The sequence below is a fragment of the Lysinibacillus sp. FSL M8-0134 genome, from assembly GCF_038069745.1.
In the GTDB taxonomy this organism is placed as follows: Bacteria; Bacillota; Bacilli; order Bacillales_A; family Planococcaceae; genus Lysinibacillus; species Lysinibacillus irui.
Genome location: NZ_JBBPAJ010000001.1, coordinates 812,414 through 834,860, shown reverse-complemented (window position 1 = coordinate 834,860; position 22,447 = coordinate 812,414). Strand labels below are relative to the sequence as shown.

Annotated in this window: 20 protein-coding genes; 9 read left to right on the top strand and 11 right to left on the bottom strand. The window is 37.4% G+C overall.

Features of this window, described 5'->3' with window-relative positions; all coding sequences use genetic code 11:
- Positions 1–124: 124 nt before the first annotated feature.
- The 5 genes from MKY49_RS04045 (at position 125) to MKY49_RS04025 (ending at position 5,684) form a co-directional block, all read left to right on the top strand.
- A complete protein-coding gene (locus MKY49_RS04045; RefSeq protein ID WP_274795808.1) occupies positions 125–1,753 on the top strand; it encodes an ATP-binding protein in 1,629 nt (542 codons plus the stop codon).
- The gene (locus tag MKY49_RS04040) at positions 1,740–2,435 is read left to right on the top strand and encodes a response regulator (protein ID WP_341385670.1); all 696 of its coding nucleotides are present in this window, start codon (positions 1,740–1,742) and stop codon (positions 2,433–2,435) included. The genes MKY49_RS04045 and MKY49_RS04040 overlap by 14 nt, the downstream gene beginning before the upstream one ends.
- 125 nt (positions 2,436–2,560) lie before the next feature.
- Positions 2,561–3,577, top strand: coding sequence for a tripartite tricarboxylate transporter substrate binding protein (locus MKY49_RS04035; RefSeq protein ID WP_341385669.1), 1,017 nt, complete (start codon positions 2,561–2,563; stop codon positions 3,575–3,577).
- A 91-nt stretch (positions 3,578–3,668) separates the two neighbouring features.
- The gene (locus MKY49_RS04030; protein ID WP_341385668.1) at positions 3,669–4,142 is read left to right on the top strand and encodes a tripartite tricarboxylate transporter TctB family protein; all 474 of its coding nucleotides are present in this window, start codon (positions 3,669–3,671) and stop codon (positions 4,140–4,142) included.
- 15 nt (positions 4,143–4,157) lie between these two features.
- The gene (locus MKY49_RS04025) at positions 4,158–5,684 is read left to right on the top strand and encodes a tripartite tricarboxylate transporter permease (RefSeq protein WP_274795804.1); all 1,527 of its coding nucleotides are present in this window, start codon (positions 4,158–4,160) and stop codon (positions 5,682–5,684) included.
- Positions 5,685–5,733: 49 nt separating this feature from the next.
- On the opposite strand, the gene MKY49_RS04020 is transcribed toward MKY49_RS04025, so the two are convergent.
- From MKY49_RS04020 to pdhA, 5 genes are all read right to left on the bottom strand, one after another.
- The gene (locus MKY49_RS04020) at positions 5,734–6,516 is read right to left on the bottom strand and encodes an SDR family NAD(P)-dependent oxidoreductase (RefSeq protein ID WP_341385666.1); all 783 of its coding nucleotides are present in this window, start codon (positions 6,514–6,516) and stop codon (positions 5,734–5,736) included.
- Positions 6,517–6,636: 120 nt separating this feature from the next.
- Positions 6,637–8,052 carry a dihydrolipoyl dehydrogenase gene (gene lpdA, locus MKY49_RS04015; RefSeq protein ID WP_274795803.1) on the bottom strand — a complete coding sequence of 472 codons (1,416 nt, stop codon included), beginning with the start codon at positions 8,050–8,052 and terminating at the stop codon, positions 6,637–6,639.
- A 5-nt stretch (positions 8,053–8,057) separates the two neighbouring features.
- Positions 8,058–9,407 carry a dihydrolipoamide acetyltransferase family protein gene (locus MKY49_RS04010; RefSeq protein WP_322604680.1) on the bottom strand — a complete coding sequence of 450 codons (1,350 nt, stop codon included), beginning with the start codon at positions 9,405–9,407 and terminating at the stop codon, positions 8,058–8,060.
- Between the two features lie 44 nt (positions 9,408–9,451).
- Entirely contained in the window at positions 9,452–10,429 is a 978-nt protein-coding gene (locus MKY49_RS04005; protein ID WP_274795801.1) for an alpha-ketoacid dehydrogenase subunit beta, read from the bottom strand.
- Positions 10,430–10,432: 3 nt separating this feature from the next.
- Positions 10,433–11,548, bottom strand: a complete 1,116-nt coding sequence (gene pdhA, locus MKY49_RS04000; protein WP_274795800.1) for a pyruvate dehydrogenase (acetyl-transferring) E1 component subunit alpha — start codon at positions 11,546–11,548, stop codon at positions 10,433–10,435.
- 394 nt (positions 11,549–11,942) lie between these two features.
- Between pdhA and def the strand changes: the two genes are divergently transcribed.
- Complete coding sequence (gene def, locus MKY49_RS03995) at positions 11,943–12,500, top strand: peptide deformylase (protein WP_274795799.1); 558 nt, start codon at positions 11,943–11,945, stop codon at positions 12,498–12,500.
- A gap of 39 nt (positions 12,501–12,539) precedes the next feature.
- Here the strand turns inward: def and phnX are convergent, their stop codons facing one another.
- Genes phnX through MKY49_RS03970 form a run of 5 tightly spaced genes read right to left on the bottom strand, consistent with a single transcriptional unit; the run spans position 12,540 to position 17,794 of the window.
- Positions 12,540–13,331: a phosphonoacetaldehyde hydrolase gene (gene phnX / locus MKY49_RS03990; protein ID WP_341385665.1), complete on the bottom strand. Its 792-nt coding sequence runs from the start codon at positions 13,329–13,331 to the stop codon at positions 12,540–12,542.
- Positions 13,321–14,421: a 2-aminoethylphosphonate--pyruvate transaminase gene (gene phnW / locus MKY49_RS03985; RefSeq protein WP_322604682.1), complete on the bottom strand. Its 1,101-nt coding sequence runs from the start codon at positions 14,419–14,421 to the stop codon at positions 13,321–13,323. Before phnW ends, phnX begins: the two co-directional genes overlap by 11 nt.
- 13 nt (positions 14,422–14,434) lie before the next feature.
- Positions 14,435–15,421 (bottom strand): extracellular solute-binding protein, encoded by a 987-nt coding sequence (locus MKY49_RS03980; protein WP_341385664.1) that lies wholly within the window; start codon positions 15,419–15,421, stop codon positions 14,435–14,437.
- Positions 15,418–17,049: an iron ABC transporter permease gene (locus MKY49_RS03975; RefSeq protein WP_341385663.1), complete on the bottom strand. Its 1,632-nt coding sequence runs from the start codon at positions 17,047–17,049 to the stop codon at positions 15,418–15,420. The genes MKY49_RS03980 and MKY49_RS03975 overlap by 4 nt, the downstream gene beginning before the upstream one ends.
- Positions 17,042–17,794: an ABC transporter ATP-binding protein gene (locus tag MKY49_RS03970; RefSeq protein WP_274795794.1), complete on the bottom strand. Its 753-nt coding sequence runs from the start codon at positions 17,792–17,794 to the stop codon at positions 17,042–17,044. Before MKY49_RS03970 ends, MKY49_RS03975 begins: the two co-directional genes overlap by 8 nt.
- 150 nt (positions 17,795–17,944) lie before the next feature.
- Between MKY49_RS03970 and MKY49_RS03965 the strand changes: the two genes are divergently transcribed.
- Complete coding sequence (locus MKY49_RS03965; protein ID WP_396631758.1) at positions 17,945–18,706, top strand: DeoR/GlpR family DNA-binding transcription regulator; 762 nt, start codon at positions 17,945–17,947, stop codon at positions 18,704–18,706.
- Positions 18,707–19,107: 401 nt separating this feature from the next.
- Here the strand turns inward: MKY49_RS03965 and MKY49_RS03960 are convergent, their stop codons facing one another.
- Positions 19,108–19,878: a Cof-type HAD-IIB family hydrolase gene (locus MKY49_RS03960; protein WP_341385662.1), complete on the bottom strand. Its 771-nt coding sequence runs from the start codon at positions 19,876–19,878 to the stop codon at positions 19,108–19,110.
- A 436-nt stretch (positions 19,879–20,314) separates the two neighbouring features.
- On the opposite strand from MKY49_RS03960, the gene MKY49_RS03955 reads away from it, so the two are divergent.
- Entirely contained in the window at positions 20,315–20,524 is a 210-nt protein-coding gene (locus MKY49_RS03955; protein ID WP_274795791.1) for a DNA-dependent RNA polymerase subunit epsilon, read from the top strand.
- A 5-nt stretch (positions 20,525–20,529) separates the two neighbouring features.
- The gene (gene rnjA / locus MKY49_RS03950) at positions 20,530–22,197 is read left to right on the top strand and encodes a ribonuclease J1 (protein ID WP_274795790.1); all 1,668 of its coding nucleotides are present in this window, start codon (positions 20,530–20,532) and stop codon (positions 22,195–22,197) included.
- Positions 22,198–22,447: the final 250 nt, after the last annotated feature.

Below are 22,447 nucleotides of genomic sequence, written 5' to 3'. Positions count from 1 at the left end.
CGATTCGGTCCTCATAACTTTTCGAATATTCCAACTAGTAATTTTCAAAATTTTTTTATATAATCGAAAATTACAAAAGATACTAGTTATATATATTACTAAAATTTCCATAATACACAATAAGGTGGGATCTTCTATTATCTTTAAAACATTAAAACTCCAAGCTCGCTTTGCCTATTACAGCAGTTTTTTAATTTTTATTATTGTCATTTTATCAGGCATTCTCTTTTATATGACCATATCTGATGCGTTGCAAACACAAATTGGTAACCGAGCACTATATTTAGCTGAAACAACAGCTAGCAGGGGCGATGTAATCGAAGCGTTTCATACAAATAATCCTTCCGAAAGTCTACAAAAAATTAGCAATGATATTATGCTTGCAGCAAAAGCTACTTATGTTGTAATAGGAGATAAACATGGCATACGCTACACCCATCCTATCGCTGACCGTATTGGTAAAACCATGGTTGGCGATGATAATAACCGAGCATTAATCGATGGTGAGTCTTATATTTCCATTGCGAATGGTTCAATGGGACAATCCATTCGTGGAAAGGCACCTATCTTTGACACAAATGGATCGATTATTGGAGTTGTGTCAATTGGATACTTAACAAGTGAATTAGATAGCTTATATTTTTTATATCTTGATAATATTTTTTATACGATGGTGATTGCATTAAGCATCGGTATAATCGGTTCTATTTTTTTATCCCGTAATATTAAAAAGCAAATTTTTAATTTAGAGCCAAGCGAAATTGCCAGTCTCTTAACAGAAAAAAATACTTTAATTGAATCAGTTCGTGAAGCGATTATAACGGTTAATGAGAAAGGTGAAATCACAACCCTAAATAATGCTGCCGCCAAAATCTTAAATTTAACGGATTCAGCTTCTATCATTGGTGATAATATCGAACAGCATATACCTAATACACATCTTCTTAACGTATTAACGAACGGTGAAAAACAACTTGATAAATTGATGATTGTTAATGGTCATGAAATTATCGTTAACCGTGTACCTATGAAGGTGAATGGTAAAGTTGTCGGCGCTGTTGCAAGTTTCCGATTACAATCAGAAATAGAGCAAATGGCTATCGAATTATCACAAGTAAAACAATATACGGAGGCTTTACGTGCCCAAACACATGAGTTTAATAATGTCCTTTACACAATATCTGGCCTTATTCAATTAAATGCTTCTGATGAAGCACTATCTATTATTCATAAAGAGGTACAAGGACATTCTTCTCTAACCCAATTTATAACAAAGCGTGTAAAGGACCCATTTTTAAATGGTTTAATTATCGGATTTTTTAATCGTGCCCGTGAATTAAAGATCAAATTGATCTTTGATGAGGATAGTTATTTAGAAACCTTTCCTGAAAACATTGAAAAAAGCCTAATTATTTCTATTATAGGGAATTTATTAACCAATGCTTTTGAAGAGGTTGATAAAAACAAAGAGCGACAACCAATTATCAGGCTTTTTATATTAGATAATGGAGAGGAAATCATCTTTGAGGTTGAGGACTCTGGTCAAGGTTTAGCACAAGAAAAATTAGATGTACTATTTTCTGAAAATATTTCCACGAAAGATAGGAAACATCGAGGCTATGGTTTAAGAAAAGTAATTTCCAGCATCCATGATCTAAACGGCACTCTTGCTCTTGAAAAAGGCGATTTAGGAGGTGCCCTATTTATCGTATCTATTAGCAAAAGGGGGACTATGATCCATGAACGATATTGAAGTGCTAGTAATTGAAGATGATGTACGTGTAGCAGACGTACATTGTCGTTTTTTAGAAAAAATTGAAGGCTATAAAGTAATTGCGCGGGCAAACACTGGTGAAGAAGCTTTAGATTGGCTTCAATCATTTTCACCGCAACTTATATTACTTGATGTCTTTTTACCAGATATACTCGGGGTTGATTTAATTGATAAAATTAAAGAAGTAAGCCCAACAAGTAGCATTATTTTGATTACCGCAGCCACAGAGGCACATATAGTACAGAAAGCTTATCGGAAAAATGTTACAGATTACATTTTAAAGCCATTTACATTCGAACAACTAAAAGAGAGTATAGAAAAATTCCGTTACAAGCATTTATTGCTGAAAAATAATGAGAATTTTACACAAGAAAAAATTCAATATCTTTGGCCAAAAGCAGGTTCATCCGGCCCCGGCCCTCAAGAAACACCGTTATTACTACCAAAAGGGATTGATCCAACAACAATGAATCATGTTATTAACCATTTAAGTTTAATGGAGAATGGTAGTACAGCTGAGCTGTTAGGAAAGAATATCGGTGTCAGCCGTTCCACCGCTCGTCGTTATTTAGAATTTTTAGTTACACAAAAGCAGGTCTATACTGAACTGACTTATGGCACAGTTGGTCGTCCTGAACGACGATACTTTATTTCTCAATAAACTTTATGAACAAAATGATGTTAATTCACATTATTATCACAATATTCCTAAAATTGTGAAGTAAGTTATAGTATGGGTAGCGCTAAATTGATAGCGCTACCATTTTATTTTTAAGGGGGATTTTTATGTGGAGGAACATTTCTAAAATAATGGTAGCTGGCTTACTATTTACTAGTTTGGTTGGCTGCTCATCAAATGGAGAAAAAACAGAGGGAAAGAACGCCAGTGATTATCCGAAAAATAATATTACCATTGTTGCTCCATCTGGTGCAGGTGGTGGTTGGGATTTAACCGCTCGTGCAGTAGCAAAAACCATGAATGACACAGGGTTAATTGATAAGGCAATTCAAGTTGAGAACAAGCCAGGCGGTGGTGGTGCTGCCTTCATGGCAACATTTGCTACAAAGGAGGCCAATAATGATTATATGTTAATGGTTAAATCACCACCGATCCTTATAAATCATGAAAAGGCTGAAGGAAATAGTAAATTTGGCTATAAGGATACTACACCTTTAGCACAATTAACACGTGACTATGGCGCAATCGTTGTTAAAAAGGATTCTCCTTTTCAAACGCTTGAAGATGTTTTAAATGCCATGAAAACTTCACCAAAAGATGTCACATTAGCAGGTGGTTCTGCACCGGGTTCGATGGATCATCTAGTAGGAATTATTCCGGCTTATAAAGCGGGCATTGACTTAAAAACAATTAAATATGTTTCTTATGACGGTGGCGGTGAGGCGGTTACAGCATTATTAGGTGGCAATGCTGATGTTATTGCAACAGATGCCTCCACAATTGCTACTTATGTTAAATCTGGAGATGTTCGTGTATTAGCTGTAAGTTCCTCTGAACGCTTAGAAGGTGAGCTAGCAGAGGTTCCTACATTTAAAGAGTCTGGTATTGATGAGGAATTTACAATTTGGCGTGGTATTTTCGGTCCAAAAAATATGAGTGAAGATGCGATTACCTATTGGTCTGAAAAATTACAGGCAATGTCTGAATCAAAAGAATGGCAAGCTGAGGTGACACGTAATGGCTGGCAAGCAGAATACCGTAATGCGGAAGAATTTACAGCTTATCTAGACAATCAAAATAAAATAATCATTGAACTACTTACAGCTCTTGGTATGCAAAAATAAAAAATCGTTTTTTAAAAAAGACACAAGTATTTCCATTAAATATAGAACTACTTGTGTAACTTTATTTATTTTTAATGGAGGTGTAAAACGTTTGAGCTATACATTTGATAAAACATTTAGCATAATCCTCTTAGCACTTAGCATTTTGTTTATTTTTCAAGCAACACAGATTTCTGATAGTGCTTATGGGTCTACAGTTGGGCCAAAAATTTTCCCATTAGGTTTAGGTATTATTTTAGGTTTATTAAGTCTTCAATTATTTTATGAATCATGGAAAAAAGCTGTGAGAGAGCGAAACACAGGACCAACAACTTCTTCTAAAATATCTTCAACAGAGCTCAAAAAGTTCTTAATCATTTTGGGTAGCGCTCTAGCGTATGTATTTTTCCTTGAAAAAATTGGTTATATGATAACAACATTTTTATTTTTGTGTATTAGCTTCCAAACAATGGAACGTACTAACCTTATTTATTCAATTTTTATTGCAGCTGGATTTTCACTAGGTGTCTATTATTTATTTACAAGTTTACTAGGAGGATCGTTGCCTAGTTTCCCAATTTTTTAGTACAGGAGTGAACATATGTCGACATTGCAATTTTTAGCTGATGGATTTGCTGTTGCCCTTCAATGGCAAAATCTTTTATTCGCTCTTGTTGGTGTCATAATTGGTACAGCAGTTGGTGTACTTCCAGGTATAGGTCCAATGAGCGGGGTTGCTTTATTAATCCCCGTTACAGCAACTATTACAGCTGGACTTCCAACGGAGGCTGCCGCTACAAGCTCAATTATTTTACTTGCAGGGGTATACTACGGAGCCATGTATGGTGGATCAACAACATCCATTCTATTAAACACGCCTGGTGAGTCCTCATCAGTTGTGACAACATTGGATGGCTATCAAATGGCTAAACAAGGCCGTGCTGGAAGTGCTCTTTCTATCGCGGCCATTGGCTCATTTTGTGCTGGAGTTGTAGCGTTACTAGGTCTAATACTATTAGCTAATCCATTGTCAAAATTAGCACTTAAATTTGGACCCGCAGAATACTTTTCTCTGATGCTATTAGGACTTGCAGCAGTAAGTGGACTAGCAGGACGTTCTATTACCAAAGCTTTAATCATGACTGTTTTAGGGCTTATGCTCGGGACAGTTGGTATAGATGCCGTATCAGGTATCGAACGTTTTACATTTGGTCAGCCTATGCTGTTCTCTGGAATTGAATTTTTAACTATCGCTGTTGGTTTATTTGCATTAGGTGAAGTATTTAAAACCATTCTTGAAAAAGAAGAAGAGGATGGTCAATTAGCAAAAATTAATCGTGTATTACCAACAAAGCAAGATTTAAAGGATAGTGCTGTTCCTATTGCTCGCGGCTCATTACTAGGCTTTTTCATCGGTGTATTACCCGGTGCAGGCGCAACACTTGCCTCATTCTTTTCTTATATTACCGAAAAAAAATTCAGTAAAACACCCGAGCAATTCGGAAAAGGTCATATTGCGGGTGTAGCTGGACCTGAATCAGCGAACAATGCTGCATCAGGCGGTGCAATGATTCCCTTGCTAACATTAGGAATTCCCGGCTCAGGTACTACTGCAATTTTAATGGGTGCACTTATTATGTATAATATTCAGCCGGGTCCATTATTATTTGATGAGCATCCTCAAGTTGCTTGGGGATTAATTGCCAGTATGTTTATAGGTAACTTAATGTTACTAGCATTAAATATGCCATTGGTCCGGATTTTTGCCAAAATAATCGAAACACCTAAAAAGTATTTATTGCCCATTATTATTGCGATTTCAATTTTTGGCGTTTATGCCGTTCAATTCGCTACGTTTGATTTATTTTTATTAGTAGCTTGTGGTGTTCTTGGTTATCTATTTGCTAAAAATGATTACCCAGTAGCTCCCTTAGTCCTTGCACTTGTACTAGGGCCAATGATTGAAAATAATATGCGCCGTGCATTAACCATTTCGAATGGAGACTTTTCTATTTTTATAACAAAGCCTTTATCATTACTATTTTTAGTGGTTGCAATTTCTTGGTTACTTATACCACTGGTTATGAAAATACGTGGTAAAAATGTACTTATTAATGAAGAAGGTTAAAATTTAAAAACCCACTATGCTTCTATAAGTATAGTGGATTTTTACTTTTCTATAATGCGTGGCCAGAGCCACCATCGATATTAACTGAAGTGCCTGTAACGTAGCTCGCTGCATCAGATACTAAAAAAGTTATAACGTTTGCAGCCTCTTGTGTATCACCTACACGACCGAGCGGAATAGCTTGCCCCACCTTACGGGAATATTCTTCCCACGATAAATCCGGGTCTTCTTTTTTCCATTTCTTTTCAATTTGGTCACTGCGAATAAGACCTATACAGACAGAATTTACTCGAATATTATCTTTTCCTAAATCCTTGCTCATTGCCTTTGTTAAGGCAAGTCCAGCAGCACGGCTTACAGTAGTAGGAAGTGAGCTTGCTGGAGGTGTCTTCGCCATTACAGCTGTCACATTGACGATTGCACCACCGCCAGCTTTTCGCATATAAGGTGCCGCATATTTTGAACAATGAATGGCCCCAAATACCTTTAAATCTAAATCAGCTTGCCATAATTCACTACTCACCGTTTCGAAGGGATTTGCTGAAGCGGTACCTGCATTATTAATGAGAATATCAATATGGCCAAATTGTTCTACAGTACGTTCGATTAAATACTTACAATCTTTTTCTTTTGTAATATCTGTTGGAACAATTAAAACATCTATACCTGTTTCATTTTTAATACATCCAGCTGCCACTTGTAGCTGTTTTTCTCCACGAGCACACAATACAACCTGTGCTCCCTCTTTGACAAGCTGCATAGCCGTATAATAACCAATTCCTTTACTTGACCCAGTAATAATTACCACTTTCCCCTTTAAGCCTAAATCCATCATTATCACCCCAAATTATTTCGAATATTCCTAACAATATCTTTACTTTAACAAAATTACGGTCAATATACAAAAAACGGCTACAAAGCATTTGCTTTATAGCCGTTAGAACTGTTACCATTATTTTTTTGCTACAATGTGAATTGGGTTGCCAAGTAGTACTTCAGCAGTTTCCATTGTAATTTCACCTAATGTTGGGTGAGCATGAATTGTTAATGCGATATCTTCAGCAGTCATTCCGCCTTCAATCGCTAAGCCCATTTCAGCGATCATATCAGATGCACCAGCACCTACGATTTGAGCACCAATTAATAAGCCGTCTTCTTTACGAGCAACAAGCTTCACGAAGCCTTCTGATTGGTTTAATGCAAGAGCACGACCATTTGCTGCGAATGGGAATTTCGCTGCTGTGTATTCGATGCCTTCTGCTTTTGCTTGATCTTCATTATAACCAACTGTTGCCATTTCAGGATCTGTGAAGCATACAGCAGGTACAGCAAGATAATCAACAACTGATTTTTCACCAGCAATCGCCTCAGCAGCAACTTTACCTTCGTAAGATGCTTTATGTGCAAGTTGTGGACCAGCTACGATATCACCGATTGCATAGATGTTTGGAATATTTGTACGACATTGTTTGTCAACATTGATTAGACCACGTTCACCGAATTCAACTCCGATTTCAGCAAGGCCCATTTCATCTGTATTTGGACGACGACCTACAGTAACTAATACGTAATCAGCTTCAACCTTTTTCTCTTCTCCGCCAACTTCATAAGTTACTACTACGCCGTTTTCAGTTTCTTCAACGCCTTTTGCAGACGCGTTAACTTCAATCTCAACGCCTTTCTTTTTAAGGCCTTTTTTAACGATTTGAGTCATTTGTTTTTCGAAGCCAGCTAAAATATCTTTTCCGCCTTCAATAATTGTTACTTGAGAGCCAAGGTTTGCGTAAGCTGATCCTAGCTCTGTACCAATATAACCTCCACCGATAACAACTAATTTACCAGGAACTTCTTGTAAAGAAAGTGCACCAGTAGAATTTAGTACGCGATCAGAGAATTTGAATGTTGGAATCTCAACTGGACGAGAACCTGTTGCAATAATGACATTGTTAAATGTGTAAGTTTGAGCAGATTCACCATTGATGATACGCACTGAATGAGCGTCAACGAAATAAGCTTCACCTTGTACAATTTCAACTTTGTTTCCTTTAAGTAAGCCTTCAACACCGCCAGTTAATTTTTTAACAACGCTGTCTTTAAATGCTTGTGCTTTTGAGAAGTCTAATTTCACATCAGAAGCGATGATTCCCATGTCATCTGAATGTTTAGCTTGCTCAAAACGGTGACCTACTGAAATTAATGCTTTTGATGGGATACAACCTACGTTTAAGCACACACCACCAAGTACATTTTTTTCAACGATTGTTACTTTTTGGCCAGTTTGAGCTGCACGAATTGCTGCTACATATCCTCCAGGACCTGAACCAATGACAAGAGTATCTGTTTCGATTGGGAAATCTCCTACTACCATTTTTGTTACGCCTCCATTAATAATAATTCTGGCTCACTTAACAAACGCTTTAAGTGATTTAAAGCATTTTGCGCAGTGGCTCCATCGATCATACGATGATCAAAGCTCAATGATAATGCTAACACAGGTGCGGCTACAATTTCACCATTTTTTATTACAGGTTTTTCTGAAATTCGACCAATACCTAGTATTGCTACTTCAGGATGATTAATTACTGGTGTGAACCATTGTCCTCCTGCAGAGCCAATATTCGTAATGGACATGGAAGCACCTTTCATTTCATGTGGCGCAAGCTTGCCTTCACGGGCTTTCGTCGCTAACTCATTGATTTCATTAGACACTGCAAATACAGATTTACGATCTGCATGCTTAATAACTGGTACTAGTAGGCCTCTTTCAGTATCAGCAGCAATACCGATATTATAGTAATGCTTCTGAATAATTTCTTGTGTAGCATCATCTAAGGAGCGGTTAAATTCTGGGAACTCGCGTAAAGTTGAAATAAGAGCTTTAACTACATATGGTAAGTATGTTAATTTAACACCTTTTTCAGCAGCGATATCTTTGAATTTTTTACGATGTGCTACAAGAGCTGTTACATCGACTTCATCCATTAGTGTAACATGAGGAGCCGTTTGTTTCGAGTGTACCATTGCTTTTGCAATCGCTTTTCGAATACCAGACATTTTCTCACGCGTCTCAGGGAATTCCCCTTCAAGAACTACTGGTGCTGCCGGTGCTGCTGTCTCTTCCTGCGCCGTTGCTTCAGTTGCTTCAACATTTGCAGCTTGAGCTTCTACAGTACCTCCACCTTTTAAGAAGTTTTCAATATCTTCTTTTAGGATTCGACCATTTTTACCTGTACCCTTCACTTCACGAATGTTAACATCGTTATCACGTGCAAATTTACGTACAGAAGGCATTGCAATCACACGTTTTGATTCATCAACAACAGTCTCCACTTTGTCTGGAGCTTTATCTTGAGCTTTTTCTGGTGCCTTCTCCTCGTTTGTAGGAGCTTTTTCTACATTCTGACCAGATTCAGCAGTTGCTTGAACTTGTGCTTCTGTTTTCGCTTCAGCATGATCGTCACCTTTAAGCTTTAAGTCCTCATAACCAGGTGCATCAAATCGGATTAAGACATCACCAACAACGGCAACAGTCCCTTCTCCTACTAAAACTTCCTCTACTTTACCTTCTACTGGTGAAGGGATTTCTACTACTGCTTTATCATTTTGTACTTCACAAAGAATATCGTCTTCTTTAACTGTATCTCCAGCTTTAACGAACCATTTCACGATCTCGCCTTCGTGAATACCCTCGCCAATATCCGGTAGTCTGAATTCAAATGCCATGTGTACCCATCCTTTCTATTTACTCTTCAAGTTTAGAAGCTTTATTAGAATGTTAAAACTTTTTTCGCTGTTTCCATTACATCTTTGTAGTTTGGTAACCAAACACCTTCAGCTTGTGGGAATGGGTACACAGTATCTGGTGCAGCCACACGAAGAACAGGAGCTTCTAAGCTTAAAATTGCGCGCTCTGTAATTTCTGCTACTACGTTTGCAGCGATACCCGCTTGTTTTTGAGCCTCTTGGACAACAATCGCACGTCCTGTTTTTTCAACTGATGCGATAATAGTATCCACATCGATTGGTTGAATTGTACGTAAGTCAATTACTTCTACAGAATGTCCTTCTTTTTCAAGTTCCTCTGCAGCCTTTAAGCTTTCATGAACCATTAATCCGTAAGCGATAATTGTTAAATCTTTACCTTCGCGTTTTACATCTGCTTTGCCTAGCGGAATTTCATATGCTTCCTCTGGCACTTCTTCACGGAATGAACGGTAAAGTTTTAAGTGCTCTAGGAAAATAACTGGGTTATCATTACGGATTGATGAAATAAGTAATCCTTTTGCATCATATGGTGTTGATGGTACAACAACTGTTAAACCTGGTTGTGCTGTCATTAGGCTTTCTAAGCTATCTGAGTGCATTTCAGGTGTATGCACACCACCACCAAATGGTGAACGGATTGTTACTGGCGCATTGTATACACCACCACTACGGTAGCTCATACGTGCTAATTGACCACTAATAGAATCCATTACTTCATATACGAAACCAAAGAATTGAATTTCAGGAACTGGACGGAATCCTTGAAGAGAAAGACCGACTGCTAACCCACCAATACCTGATTCTGCTAATGGTGTATCGAACACACGATCAACACCGAACTCTTTTTGTAGGCCTTCTGTAGCGCGGAATACCCCACCGTTGACACCTACATCTTCCCCGAATACAAGAACGTTTTCATCATTCTTTAATTCTGTGCGAAGTGCATCTGTAATTGCTTGAATCATCGTCATTTGTGCCATTGGTTATTTCGACTCCTTCTCTTTATAGATTTCATACTGTTCTTTTAAATTAGATGGCATTTCGCCTTTATACATATTTTCCATTAACTCTGTCACTTTTTGTTTTGGAGCAGCATCTGCTTTTTTGATTGCTTCTTTAATTTCTTCTTTTGCACGCTCAATTACTGCTTCTTCCTTCTTTTCATCCCATAAACCTTTTGCTTCTAGGTATTTACGGAAGCGAACAAGAGGGTCTTTTTGAGCCCATTCATTATCAGTATCAGAAGTACGGTAACGAGTTGGGTCATCCCCTGCCATTGTATGCGGACCATAACGGTAACACATAGTTTCAATTAATGTTGGACCTTCGCCATTAATTGCACGTTCACGAGCATCACGAGTAGCTACATAAACTGCAAGCGCATCCATTCCATCTACTAGAATACTTGGTAAACCTGCTGCTACACCTTTTTGTGCAATTGTTTTAGCAGCTGTTTGCAATTCACGAGGAGTTGAAATTGCATATTGGTTATTTTGTACGATAAAGATTGCTGGAGATTTAAATGCACCTGCAAAGTTAATTCCTTCATAGAAGTCACCTTGTGATGAACCACCGTCACCTGTATAAGTTACGGCAACAGCTTTTTTCCCGCGTTTTTTAATACCAAGTGCCACTCCTGCAGCTTGAATATATTGTGCTCCGATAATAATTTGTGGAGCTAAAACGTTTACACCTTCAGGAACCTGATTCCCAATGAAGTGACCACGTGAGAATAAAAATGCTTTTTCAAGAGGTAAGCCATGCCATACAATTTGTGGTACATCACGGTAACCTGGTAAAATCCAATCCTCTTGCTCTAATGCAAAGTGAGAAGCAAGTTGTGAAGCTTCCTGACCTGCTGTAGGAGCATAGAAACCTAAACGTCCTTGACGATTTAGTGAGATTGAGCGTTGATCTAAAATACGTGTGTAAACCATACGTGTCATTAGTTCAACTAGTTCCTCATCAGATAGTTTTGGGTCTGCCTCTTTATTTATAATTTCGCCTTCTTCATTTAAAATTTGAAACATTTCAAATTTATCTTCGATTTCAGTTAGCGTTTGTTTCGCATCAAAAATATTATTGTTTTTCTTGCTCATTTGTCACATCTCCCTTTCAGCTGTATTAAAATAAATCACCATTTTTACTAGTACAACTTATTCTTGACACTCAGTATACTGAATAAAATACTGTCGGTCAATCATATATTACGGCTATAAACAAAGATTTTTTCTAAAATAACATTCCAATACCACTGTCCTATACTGTATTACCAATATCTAAAATCTGTATTACAACACCTTATTAACACTATATATTCCTTAAGTTTTCCAACAGGTTTTCCAATAGTAGAATACCCCAATCTAGAAAATCTAATAGCATTAGAAAAATTTTTTGAGTATATTCAAATAAGGTCTTTTTACATGTGATTGTTTTAAGACGTGATGTATACTTATTAGTAAGGCACTACAAAGTTGAAAGGAAGATTACTATATGATTTTAATGGATGATATTATCCGCGAAGGTCATCCGACTTTACGCACAAAAGCTGAGGAAGTTAAATTCCCTTTAACTGATGAAACAAGAAAGCTCGCTGAAGATATGCTTCAGTATTTAATCAACAGCCAAGACCCTGAAATGGCAGAAAAATATAATTTGCGTAGTGGTATTGGCCTAGCTGCCAATCAGGTAAATAGCTTACAGCGTATGTTTGCTCTACATTTAAAAGATGAGGCTGGTGAACAATTAAGCTTTGTTGCCATTAATCCGAAAATTGTAAGCCACTCTGTCGAAAACACATACCTAACAGCAGGAGAAGGTTGTCTCTCTGTTGACCGTAATATACCTGGTTATGTACCCCGTCATGCGCGCATCACAGTCAAATTTAAAACAATTGATGGCGAAGAAAAGAAAATGCGTCTTAAAGGTTTGCCAGCTATTGCATTTCAGCATGAACTAGATCATCTAAACGGCGTAATGTTTTATGATCGTATCAATGAAAAAAACCCATTTGCAGAAATACCTGATTCCATTCCATATGAGCGAGATTAAAATAAACCTCGGCAGTTATACATCTGCCGAGGTTTATTTTTATCGATTTAAACGAGCATTAATTGTTTCAATTAATTTAGGTAGCTCTGCCATTGTTTCAATTGTATAGTGTGCCCCTGTTTCTTCAAAAATACGTCTCGTTTCGGCTATGACTTGTTGCTGTTCTTCAGAAGTGAGTGCTTGAAATTCTTCTTCAGATAATCCCATCTCTGAACTTCCAATAATAACACCAACAGCCCAAACACCAGCATTTAATGCTTCCATTATATCTGAAGTCGTATCGCCAACCTTTACGACTTGCCTGGTTGCCTTCGAGCCTAATGCCTGCATGTTTTTAAAAATCATATATGGGTATGGTCGTCCTTTATCACCAACCTGTGTGGGTGTTACAAGAAAATCAGGTTGGTAGCCTTTGTTAGCTGCATTTTTCGTCACTACTTCCATCATCGAATCAGTATAGCCTGTTGTAGAGCCAATTCGAATACCCGCTTCTCTTAATTGCTGTACCGCTGTCTTCACATGTTGGATCGGATCTGTATAGTTTGCTAACGATTCCATTAATTTCGTTTCGAACTGATTATATAATGTATGCACGTCATTTTCTGTAAAAGCTTGTCCATGAATTCGTTGCCACTCCTCATTAATTCTTGGCATTTCTAGCATGGTACGAATATGGTCAATTTTTAACATGCCCATTGGTTTTCGAGCTTCTTCTAATGTTACATTGACACCAGCATCTTCAAAAATCGATAAAAAAACATTGACAGGGGCAAAGCAACCAAAATCAACTGCTGTTCCTGCCCAATCCAAAATAACCGTTTCAATTTTCATTGTTTTTCACCACCATATAATTTTCTATTATCTCACATAACGCTTGCATATCTTCCTCATGAATATCACCGATATTGCCAATACGGAATGTATCCACATCTGTCAGCTTACCAGGATAGATAACAAAACCTGCTTTTTTCATTTCCTCATAAAAGTGCTCAAAAGAAAACTCTTTATATGGGAACAAAAATGTTGTAATAATAGGTGATTGTAGCTCTTCCGCAATATACGCTTCAAAGCCAAGCACTGATAAACGAGAGCGTAGTATTTGATTATTATCCGCATAGCGCTTATAGCGAGCGTTGATTCCGCCCTCTTCGTCTAGCTCTTCTAGCGCCTTCGCAAAAGCTGCCACTACATGCGTAGGAGAAGTAAAGCGCCATTTGCCATCATGCTTCATCACTTCCCATTGATGATACAAATCTAATGCAACACTACGAGCCTGACCTTTGCATTTCTCTAATACATTTGTTTTAGCAATAACAAACCCAAACCCCGGCACGCCTTGAATACATTTATTGGCACTACTAATACAAAAGTCTATATGCAAGCTTGATAAATTCATTGGCACTCCACCGAAGCTACTCATTGCATCTACGATAAATGTTTTGTTGAACGAATGAACAACTTCCCCAATTCCTTTAATTGGATTTAAAATACCTGTTGTTGTTTCACAATGCACGACAGCCACGTGCGTAATACTCGCATCTTTTTCAAGTAAATCTTGAATAGCTATTGATGATGGCTGCTCATCATAAGGAACACTGTAAACAACATGCTGTAGCTTTAGTACTTTGGCCATTTCAACCATTCTTTCACCATAAGCTCCATTTGTGATGATTAACACTTTATCGTCTTCACTTATAGCTGTTGTGAGAACAGATTCTACTACAAAGCTACCACTACCTTGCATAAGGACCGCTGTGTAATCCGGCTCATCGACTTGAGCTAACGCCAAAAGTTGCTTGCGAATTACTTGTGTAACATTTTTATAGTCATCATCCCATGTACAACGATCTTTTAACATTTCCTGTTTTACTGCTTCAGTTGTTGTTAATGGTCCTGGTGTCAATAATTTATAGTTACTCATTTGTTAAAACTCCTTATCGTTGTGCTTCTTTAAAGAAAGCTTGATGTTTTTCTAATAAATCTACCGTTAATGTAGAGTCCCACTTTTTGAGATAAGCAGGAACATGTTCATCTTTCACTTGTTCCCCTTCATAAAGAGCGACAGGATATTGCTCTAATAGACCACCACGCGCCTCTGTTGCAATGACCTTAGCGATTTCTTTAGCTAACGCTTCATCTCCCTCTTTATCTACTACAGCCACAGATTCCGTTAATGTGAAGTTTCCTTCTGTCGGGTCAATATAATCGATTGGCAACCCTTCATTTTTGGCATCTATGGCCTGAATACGTAAACCAAATCCAGCTGCAACTTCACCCGTTTTCACTTTTTTTATTGGTCCTGAGCCCGAGCTTTCAATATGTGGGCCCGCATTACTAATTAAATCTGCTAAAACCTTTTGACCTTCTTGCTCACCATAGTCCTTAATGATAGCTTGTACTAATAGCCATCCCGTTGAGGAATCCATAATATTTGGGAATGACACTAAATCCTTGTAGGCAGGGTCTGTCAAATCCTTAATCGTTTGCGGTACAGGTAGACCTTTTTGTTGTAACACCTCTGTATTAATAAAAATAGAACCTACATTTCCTAAAATCGGCAGTGCATACGTCACACCGCCATCAAGAGGCTTTAAGTCTGAAGAAATATCCACAAACATGGATTTAGTGGTTTGTGCACTTTCTATAAAATAAGAAGCCATCGTCACCACATCTGCTTCAATATCTGTTCCTTCAGCCATCATTTTCCCACCCAATTCCGAAGTACCAAAGGATTGGATTAAGTACTTTCCTTTATAGCCCTTGTCATCTAATGTAGACTCCATAACTTCAATTGCTTCATCATCAGCATTTGAATAAATAATGACCTGCTCTTCGGAATTTGCTTCTGCCCCCCCACATGCAGCTAAAACGATTGCCGCTGCACCAACTGTTCCTAACATCATGCCTGTTGATTTTTTCATTTTGAGATCTCCTCCACTTTTTCATTATGAGTTGATATATAATCACAACCTAATTTCACAATAAGGTTTGTACATAAAATAAATATTGATAGTACGAAAATATCGGTGTATTTCGCAAAATGCTGAAGCTCTTTTATCCTTGTCGATACAAGCATTGTCTTCGTGCTAACAAGGAAAATAACGCCACTGACAGTAACCATCGCATTTAAAAAATAGTAGCTAAACATTTGATAAATCGTCGCTCTAATATTCGGCAAAATAACACGTACAATGGTTTTCAGCCATGAGTCCCTTAATAGCTCCGCTGTCACTTCCCAAGTAGGGTCCATCTTTTGCAGCGAATTTTTCGCCATTAAATACGGAGTTGTAAAAAAATGCACAATATTACAGGCGATAATAATGAAAAAAGTACCTTTCAAGGACGTTCCATTAAAGAAAAACAAATAGGATAACCCAAGCACCATCCCCGGTACTGTATTGGTGATCATAGATGCTATATCCAAACTTTTCTTTCCCTTTAGTGGTGTCCTTGCATTAAGGAGGGCTGACATAAATGTAATAACTACCCCTAATACGGCAGTTAATACCGCTACGATCAGAGAATTGATATAAACCTTAGTTAAATCTTTCTCAGCAAGTACATTTTGGACATGCTCTAATGTGAAGCTTAGGTCATAGGGATAGCCTTTCGTAAAAGGCACGATAAACATTGTTGAAAAAATGAACAAGACTACGGCTACACAGACCATTGAATAAACAGTAAACAACACATCACGAAGACGATGTTTGACAAGATCACTTTGTCCGACTTGTTTATACTGAAAATTAAAGCGCTCTAAAATCGTTAACATAACTACACCGAGTATTGCTGGTACAAGCATAAAAACAGAAATTACGGCTCCATGTTCAAAATGGACAATTGAACCTAACATCGCTTGATAAAGCTCCGTAGCAATCACCCTGTAATTCCCCCCGACTGATGCAGGTATCCCAAAGTCAGTGAAGCTTAATATAAACGTTAAAATAAAGGCCCCACCAATTGTTCCTAGCATTGGACGGAATACAGTATGATAAAATCGACGGAGCGAATGATCACGCATCAACATCGAAACAAGTAAGAATCGTTTGTCGATATATTGCATGGAATTTTGCATTAAAATAAAAGCAACCGGTAATGTATATAAAACGTAACCTATCACTAAACCGTTGTACCCATAGATTGTAAAAAGAGGTTGTCCGATTAATTTTGTTAGAATTCCTTGATTACCAAATGTATAAATCAACACGAAACCATAGGTGATAGTTGGTAGTAACATTGGTAAAGTAATTCCAACCTGTACTAGCTTTTTCGTATGGCGATGGATCGTTGTAAAATGAACAGCATATGCCAACAAAAAAGCTAATATAGTGGTAACTACTGATGCTACAAAAGAAACTTTAAAGCTATTAATAAAAGCTTCACGAAGCTCTATATTACTTAAAGCATCTATATAATTTTGAAAGGTCAGCACATTTCCTATTTTGAAAGACTGCCAAAACATATAAAGTAATGGCACAATTAAAAACAATAGGAAAAATAATAGAATGGGCAGAAAAATTAATTTCATCATTTTATTCGTTTTAAGCATACGTTTCTCCAAATAATTGATAGATATTGTGTCGCTTAATATGTAGCTGTCTTAAGATAAAATCCTCTATAAATTGATTTTTTGGTGCTGTTACTATTTCATGAGGTGTGCCAAATTGAGCAACTGTTCCTTCATTAATAATCATGACTTTATCTGAAAGTGTTAAGGCTTCTTCTGGATCATGTGTGACAATAATAGTCGTTAAATTAAATTCACGAGCAATGGATTTAATGCGCTCCTTTATCGATTCTTTAATGACGCCATCTAAGGCACTTAACGGCTCATCCAGCAATAAAATTTTTGGCTGCATCACAAGTGTTCTGGCAATGGAAACACGTTGCTTTTGCCCACCTGATAATTCGTGAATCTTTTTATGTAAATGTGGTGTCAGCTCTAAAAAGTCAATATATTCTTGTATATCCCCCTTAGACATTTGCTCTTGTTTATTTTTCAGTCCATAAACGATATTGTCATATGCATTCAAATGAGGAAATAACGCAAAATCCTGAAACACAATATTAAATCCTCTTTCTTGCATCGATTGCTTTGATATATCTTGGCCGTTGTAAACAAGCTGACCAGCTGTTTGATCTGTAAGGCCTAAGATAATATTAAGCAAAGTTGTTTTCCCACAACCACTTGGCCCTAATAATGAAATGATCTCACCTGATTCGATGGTTATATTGATATCTTCTAAAACTTTCTTATTTTTATAGCTTTTCGAGATATTTTTTAGTTCTAACAAATTGTTCACCTCTCTCAGTTCCTAGCTTTAGTATAGTGGCAATTTGTAAAGGAAAATGCGTTTTTGTGTAAATGTTGAGTAAATTCTGACCAACTGTTGACAAACTTATGCTTACTTTGAGTAAATAGTATTAGAGGTGATGAAATGTATATGATAGAAAGGCAACAGCAAATTTTGCAATTTGTACGACAACATAAGGTTGTAAAACTAGTGACACTCACAAAAGAATTTAACGTTTCAATGGAAACAATTCGTCGTGATGTCCAACAATTGATGCAAGATAAGAAGATAGAGAAATTTTATGGGGGCGTTAAATATATTGAGCCAGTTGAGGGATTAATTGACCAACGACTTCATACGCAGATAACTGAGAAAATCGCCATTGCTAAAGCTTGCGCTTCGCTTGTTCAAGATGGGGAGTGTATTTTTATAGATAGCGGGACAACTACATATCAAATGACACCATTTTTAAAGGAGAAGGAAAAATTAACAGTGGTAACAAACTCATTGCCTGTAGCATTTGATTTAATTGGTTCCACTATCGAGGTTATACTAATCGGTGGTAAAGTACGCCACTCGGAAAAATCAGTAACGTCCAATGAGTTTTTGTTCCGCTTTGAACACCTTAATATCAATAAGGCTTTTATTTGTGCTAGCGGTGTTTCAATCGAAAAAGGCATTTCAGATTTTAGCTTAGAGGAAGCCATCACAAGGAAACAAATTATTTCTATCTCTCAAACTGTCTATGTGGCTACGGATTCTTCAAAATTTAATAAAGATGTAGCCATTCAAGTTTGTCCAGTCAAAGATATAGATGGCATTATCACAGATGACGCCCTACCTAAAACTACGATTCAGCATTTTGCGGATAATGGCATTCCAATAAAAGTGGTTAACGCAGATGAGGATTAAAAAAGTGATTTTAACAATCATTTCGCAAGGCGAGGGTTGATTTCTGTTCCGCCAGCGTCCTTTCCAGGGGGCGTCCGATGAGCCGCTTCACTCACTACGTTCGCTCCAGGGTCTCATCTGTGACGCTAATCCCCTAGGAGTGACGCTGGCTCCACTCCAATCAACTATGCATAAAAAATATCAAGTAATAGTGAACAAATAGCTCCTTATTTCTATTATTAGAGAAAAGGATATGCACTTACTTTTAATAAATTCACAACAACCATTAATAAAATGAGTAATGAACAACTTTAAGATAAGACTTTTGGGAATCAAAACCTCTTTCACCTTTGACTAAGGAATATCTTTTACAAAACAAAAGCAACTAGTCGCGAAGTGCGCAACTAGTTGCTTCTTTATTTTTAGATAATCGCTAGCTCACGCATGATTTTTGCGAGACCATCTTCGTCTACATGATCAGCAATATGATGTGCAACAGCCTTTACTCGCTCATGTCCATTTCCCATCGCAACACTCGTACCTACAGCTTGTAGCATTTCGATATCGTTTATGCCATCTCCAAAAGCAAAGGCATCTTGTAACGTAATGCCCATTTTTTCAAGAATCTTTTCAATACCTACTGCCTTTGAGCCGCCCTTTGGCAAAATATCACAAGAATAACGATGCCAACGTACAAATTGTACATTTGGGAATGTTTCGCAATATAAAGGTTCATCTTTTTCTTCCATAAATATAAGTGTTTGATATACAGCGTTCTGCATATAATAAGAAGAATCTAATTCTGGGTATGGATATTTAAGCGTATCTAGACTTTCAGCAACCATATTATGTTCACCAACAGATGCAATCATACGTTTGTCATCTAAAAATACTACCGGCTCATTACGTGCTTCACCAAAGGCAATGATTTTCGCCAATTCTTCTTTTTCAATACCGTTTGTATAGACAACCTCACCTTTGTAAACAACATATTGTCCATTAAAGGTAACATACGTATCAATATCCAGCTCCTCTAATAAAGCATCAATCATAAAAGGGGCTCGACCAGTAGCAATTGCCAATTCATAGCCATTACGTCTAGCTGCAAGAAGTGCTTCTTTTGCTGATGCAGGTAATTTTTTTTCACTGTTATAAAGAGTACCATCTACATCAAAAAATAAAATTTTGTTCATTTTAATATCCCTTTCCATCAATATTACCCTTTCAAGGCTAATAGCTTTACATAGACAATAATTTTTATTATAATGATCCTAAGGAGTGATGTGCCATGCTGAAGAAACTAAAACGGAAATTGTTGAAGCAGCTTCGCGGCGTACTCGGAAAAAAATCAATTGCCTAACATTTGCCCTTCATTATTTGAAGGGCTTTTCTTTATTTTAGAGGAACTGCGTGATAATATAAAGGAAATGCATTTATTTGGCTATACGCAACCACTGTCTCACTACTTCCTATATAATTTTAAAACATAGTGCACAACTGAAGCATTGAGATACAAGGATTACAAAGGTATATTTCTTCTTTAAAAGAAATTCGTTGTTTTCTTGTAGCACGTGTGTGGTAGTAGTCAAAGGTGCAAGAAAAATGTACGCAATTAAAGGAGAGCAAACTATGATTTACAAAGTTTATTATCAAGAAAATGCAAATGAGATTCCAGTTCGCGAAAATACTAAAAGTCTATACCTTGAAGCTGCTTCAGAACGCGAAGTACGTCAAAAGCTAAAAGACCGAAACTACAACATCGAGTTCATTCAACTGCTTGAAGGTAACTATTTAGAGTACGAACAAGCTAGCCCGAACTTCGTCTTGGAGGAAATTTAACAAACATGAAGTTTGTTAAAAATGACCAAGCAGCTGTTTTCGCGCTCGGCGGACTGGGCGAAATCGGCAAAAACACTTACGGCGTTCAATTTCAAGATGAAATCATCTTAATTGACGCTGGCATTAAATTTCCAGAAGACGACTTACTGGGCATTGACTATGTTATTCCTGATTATACGTATTTAGTACGTAACGTTGACAAAATCAAAGGACTATTTATTACTCATGGACACGAGGATCATATCGGAGGTATCCCTTATTTGTTACGTCAGGTTAATATCCCTGTCTACGGTGGTAAGCTTGCACTTGGCTTATTACGTAATAAATTAGAAGAACATGGCTTACTACGTACAACAAAGCTTATTGAAATAAAAGAAGAGGATGTTATTAAATTCAGAAAAACATCTGTGAGCTTCTTTAGAACAACTCACAGTATTCCTGATGCGTATGGTATTGTTGTTAAAACACCACCTGGTAATATCGTTCATACAGGTGACTTTAAATTTGACTTTACACCTGTGGGCGAACCTGCCAACTTAACGAAGATGGCAGAAATCGGACGAGATGGCGTGCTTTGCTTACTATCAGATAGTACTAACGCTGAAAAGCCTAATTTCACCATGTCTGAGCGCACAGTCGGAAAGAGTATTGATGAAATTTTCCGCAAAGTTGATAGTCGTATTATTTTTGCTACATTTGCGTCAAATATTCATCGTCTACAACAAGCAACAGACGCTGCCGTAAAATACGGAAGAAAAATTGCTGTCTTCGGTCGCTCAATGGACAATGCCATTACAATTGGTCGTGAGCTTGGCTATATCAACGCGCCTAAGGATACATTTATTGATGCCCAAAGCATTAATCGACTTCCTGCAAATGAAGTAATGATTTTATGTACAGGCTCTCAAGGTGAACCAATGGCTGCCTTATCTCGCATTGCCAATGGTACACACCGTCAGATACAAATCCAACCTGGCGATACGGTTGTCTTTTCTTCATCACCTGTACCAGGTAATACTGTGAGCGTAAACAAAATTATCAATTTATTGTTCCGCGCTGGCGCAGAAGTCATTCATGGTGCATTAAATAATATCCATACATCTGGTCACGGATCACAAGAAGAGCAAAAATTGATGCTTCGTTTAATGAAGCCTAAATTCTTTATGCCTATCCACGGTGAATTCCGTATGTTAAAAATGCATACACATCTAGCAGAAGATTGCGATGTTCCATTAGAAAATACATTTGTTATGGAAAATGGTGATGTATTGGCCTTAAGCGCCAATGAAGCACATGTTGCTGGCCGTATCCCTTCTGGTGATGTTTATATTGATGGTAATGGTATTGGTGACATTGGCAATATCGTCTTACGCGATCGACGCATTCTTTCGGAAGAAGGTTTGGTTATCGTTGTCGTAAGTGTTGATATGGAAAACCAAAAAATTGTTTCCGGCCCAGACATCATTTCGCGTGGCTTTGTCTACATGCGTGAATCAGGTACGATGATTAACGAAGCACAGAAGATGCTCAATCGTCACCTTAACGAAACAATTCAAAGCAAAACACCACAATGGACAGAATTAAAAAATGAAATTACAGACGTTTTAGGTCCTTACCTATTTGAAAAGACAAAACGTCGACCGATGATTTTACCAATTATTATGGAGGTTTAACCTCCTGTAAAGAAGCTATGTAAATATTTACATAGCTTCTTTTTTTATTTTCTATTTTTTGAAACCTCTCTTTTTATTTTTGCGTATATAGTAATAACAACATCAAAAGGAGCGTTTTTATGCTAGATAAAATTCTTCATTCCTTACTCAACGGAAAATCAAAAGGTCATTATTCTTCCTCTAGTAGCCGTCGCAGATATTCAAAACGACATAATTATTATGGTCACAAGCATTATAAACGTAGCTCTCG

Coding starts and splice junctions, on each gene's coding strand:
- pdhA (WP_274795800.1), bottom strand. CDS start 11,548: ATGAGCAAGAAAAACAATAATATTTTTGATGCGAAACAAACGCTAACT.
- MKY49_RS03980 (WP_341385664.1), bottom strand. CDS start 15,421: ATGAAAAAATCAACAGGCATGATGTTAGGAACAGTTGGTGCAGCGGCA.
- phnW (WP_322604682.1), bottom strand. CDS start 14,421: ATGAGTAACTATAAATTATTGACACCAGGACCATTAACAACAACTGAA.
- MKY49_RS04020 (WP_341385666.1), bottom strand. CDS start 6,516: ATGGATTTAGGCTTAAAGGGGAAAGTGGTAATTATTACTGGGTCAAGT.
- MKY49_RS04040 (WP_341385670.1), top strand. CDS start 1,740: ATGAACGATATTGAAGTGCTAGTAATTGAAGATGATGTACGTGTAGCA.
- rnjA (WP_274795790.1), top strand. CDS start 20,530: ATGAAGTTTGTTAAAAATGACCAAGCAGCTGTTTTCGCGCTCGGCGGA.
- MKY49_RS03975 (WP_341385663.1), bottom strand. CDS start 17,049: ATGCTTAAAACGAATAAAATGATGAAATTAATTTTTCTGCCCATTCTA.
- MKY49_RS03965 (WP_396631758.1), top strand. CDS start 17,945: ATGATAGAAAGGCAACAGCAAATTTTGCAATTTGTACGACAACATAAG.
- MKY49_RS03955 (WP_274795791.1), top strand. CDS start 20,315: ATGATTTACAAAGTTTATTATCAAGAAAATGCAAATGAGATTCCAGTT.
- phnX (WP_341385665.1), bottom strand. CDS start 13,331: ATGAAAATTGAAACGGTTATTTTGGATTGGGCAGGAACAGCAGTTGAT.
- MKY49_RS03960 (WP_341385662.1), bottom strand. CDS start 19,878: ATGAACAAAATTTTATTTTTTGATGTAGATGGTACTCTTTATAACAGT.
- MKY49_RS04005 (WP_274795801.1), bottom strand. CDS start 10,429: ATGGCACAAATGACGATGATTCAAGCAATTACAGATGCACTTCGCACA.
- def (WP_274795799.1), top strand. CDS start 11,943: ATGATTTTAATGGATGATATTATCCGCGAAGGTCATCCGACTTTACGC.
- MKY49_RS04025 (WP_274795804.1), top strand. CDS start 4,158: ATGTCGACATTGCAATTTTTAGCTGATGGATTTGCTGTTGCCCTTCAA.
- MKY49_RS04010 (WP_322604680.1), bottom strand. CDS start 9,407: ATGGCATTTGAATTCAGACTACCGGATATTGGCGAGGGTATTCACGAA.
- MKY49_RS04035 (WP_341385669.1), top strand. CDS start 2,561: ATGTGGAGGAACATTTCTAAAATAATGGTAGCTGGCTTACTATTTACT.
- lpdA (WP_274795803.1), bottom strand. CDS start 8,052: ATGGTAGTAGGAGATTTCCCAATCGAAACAGATACTCTTGTCATTGGT.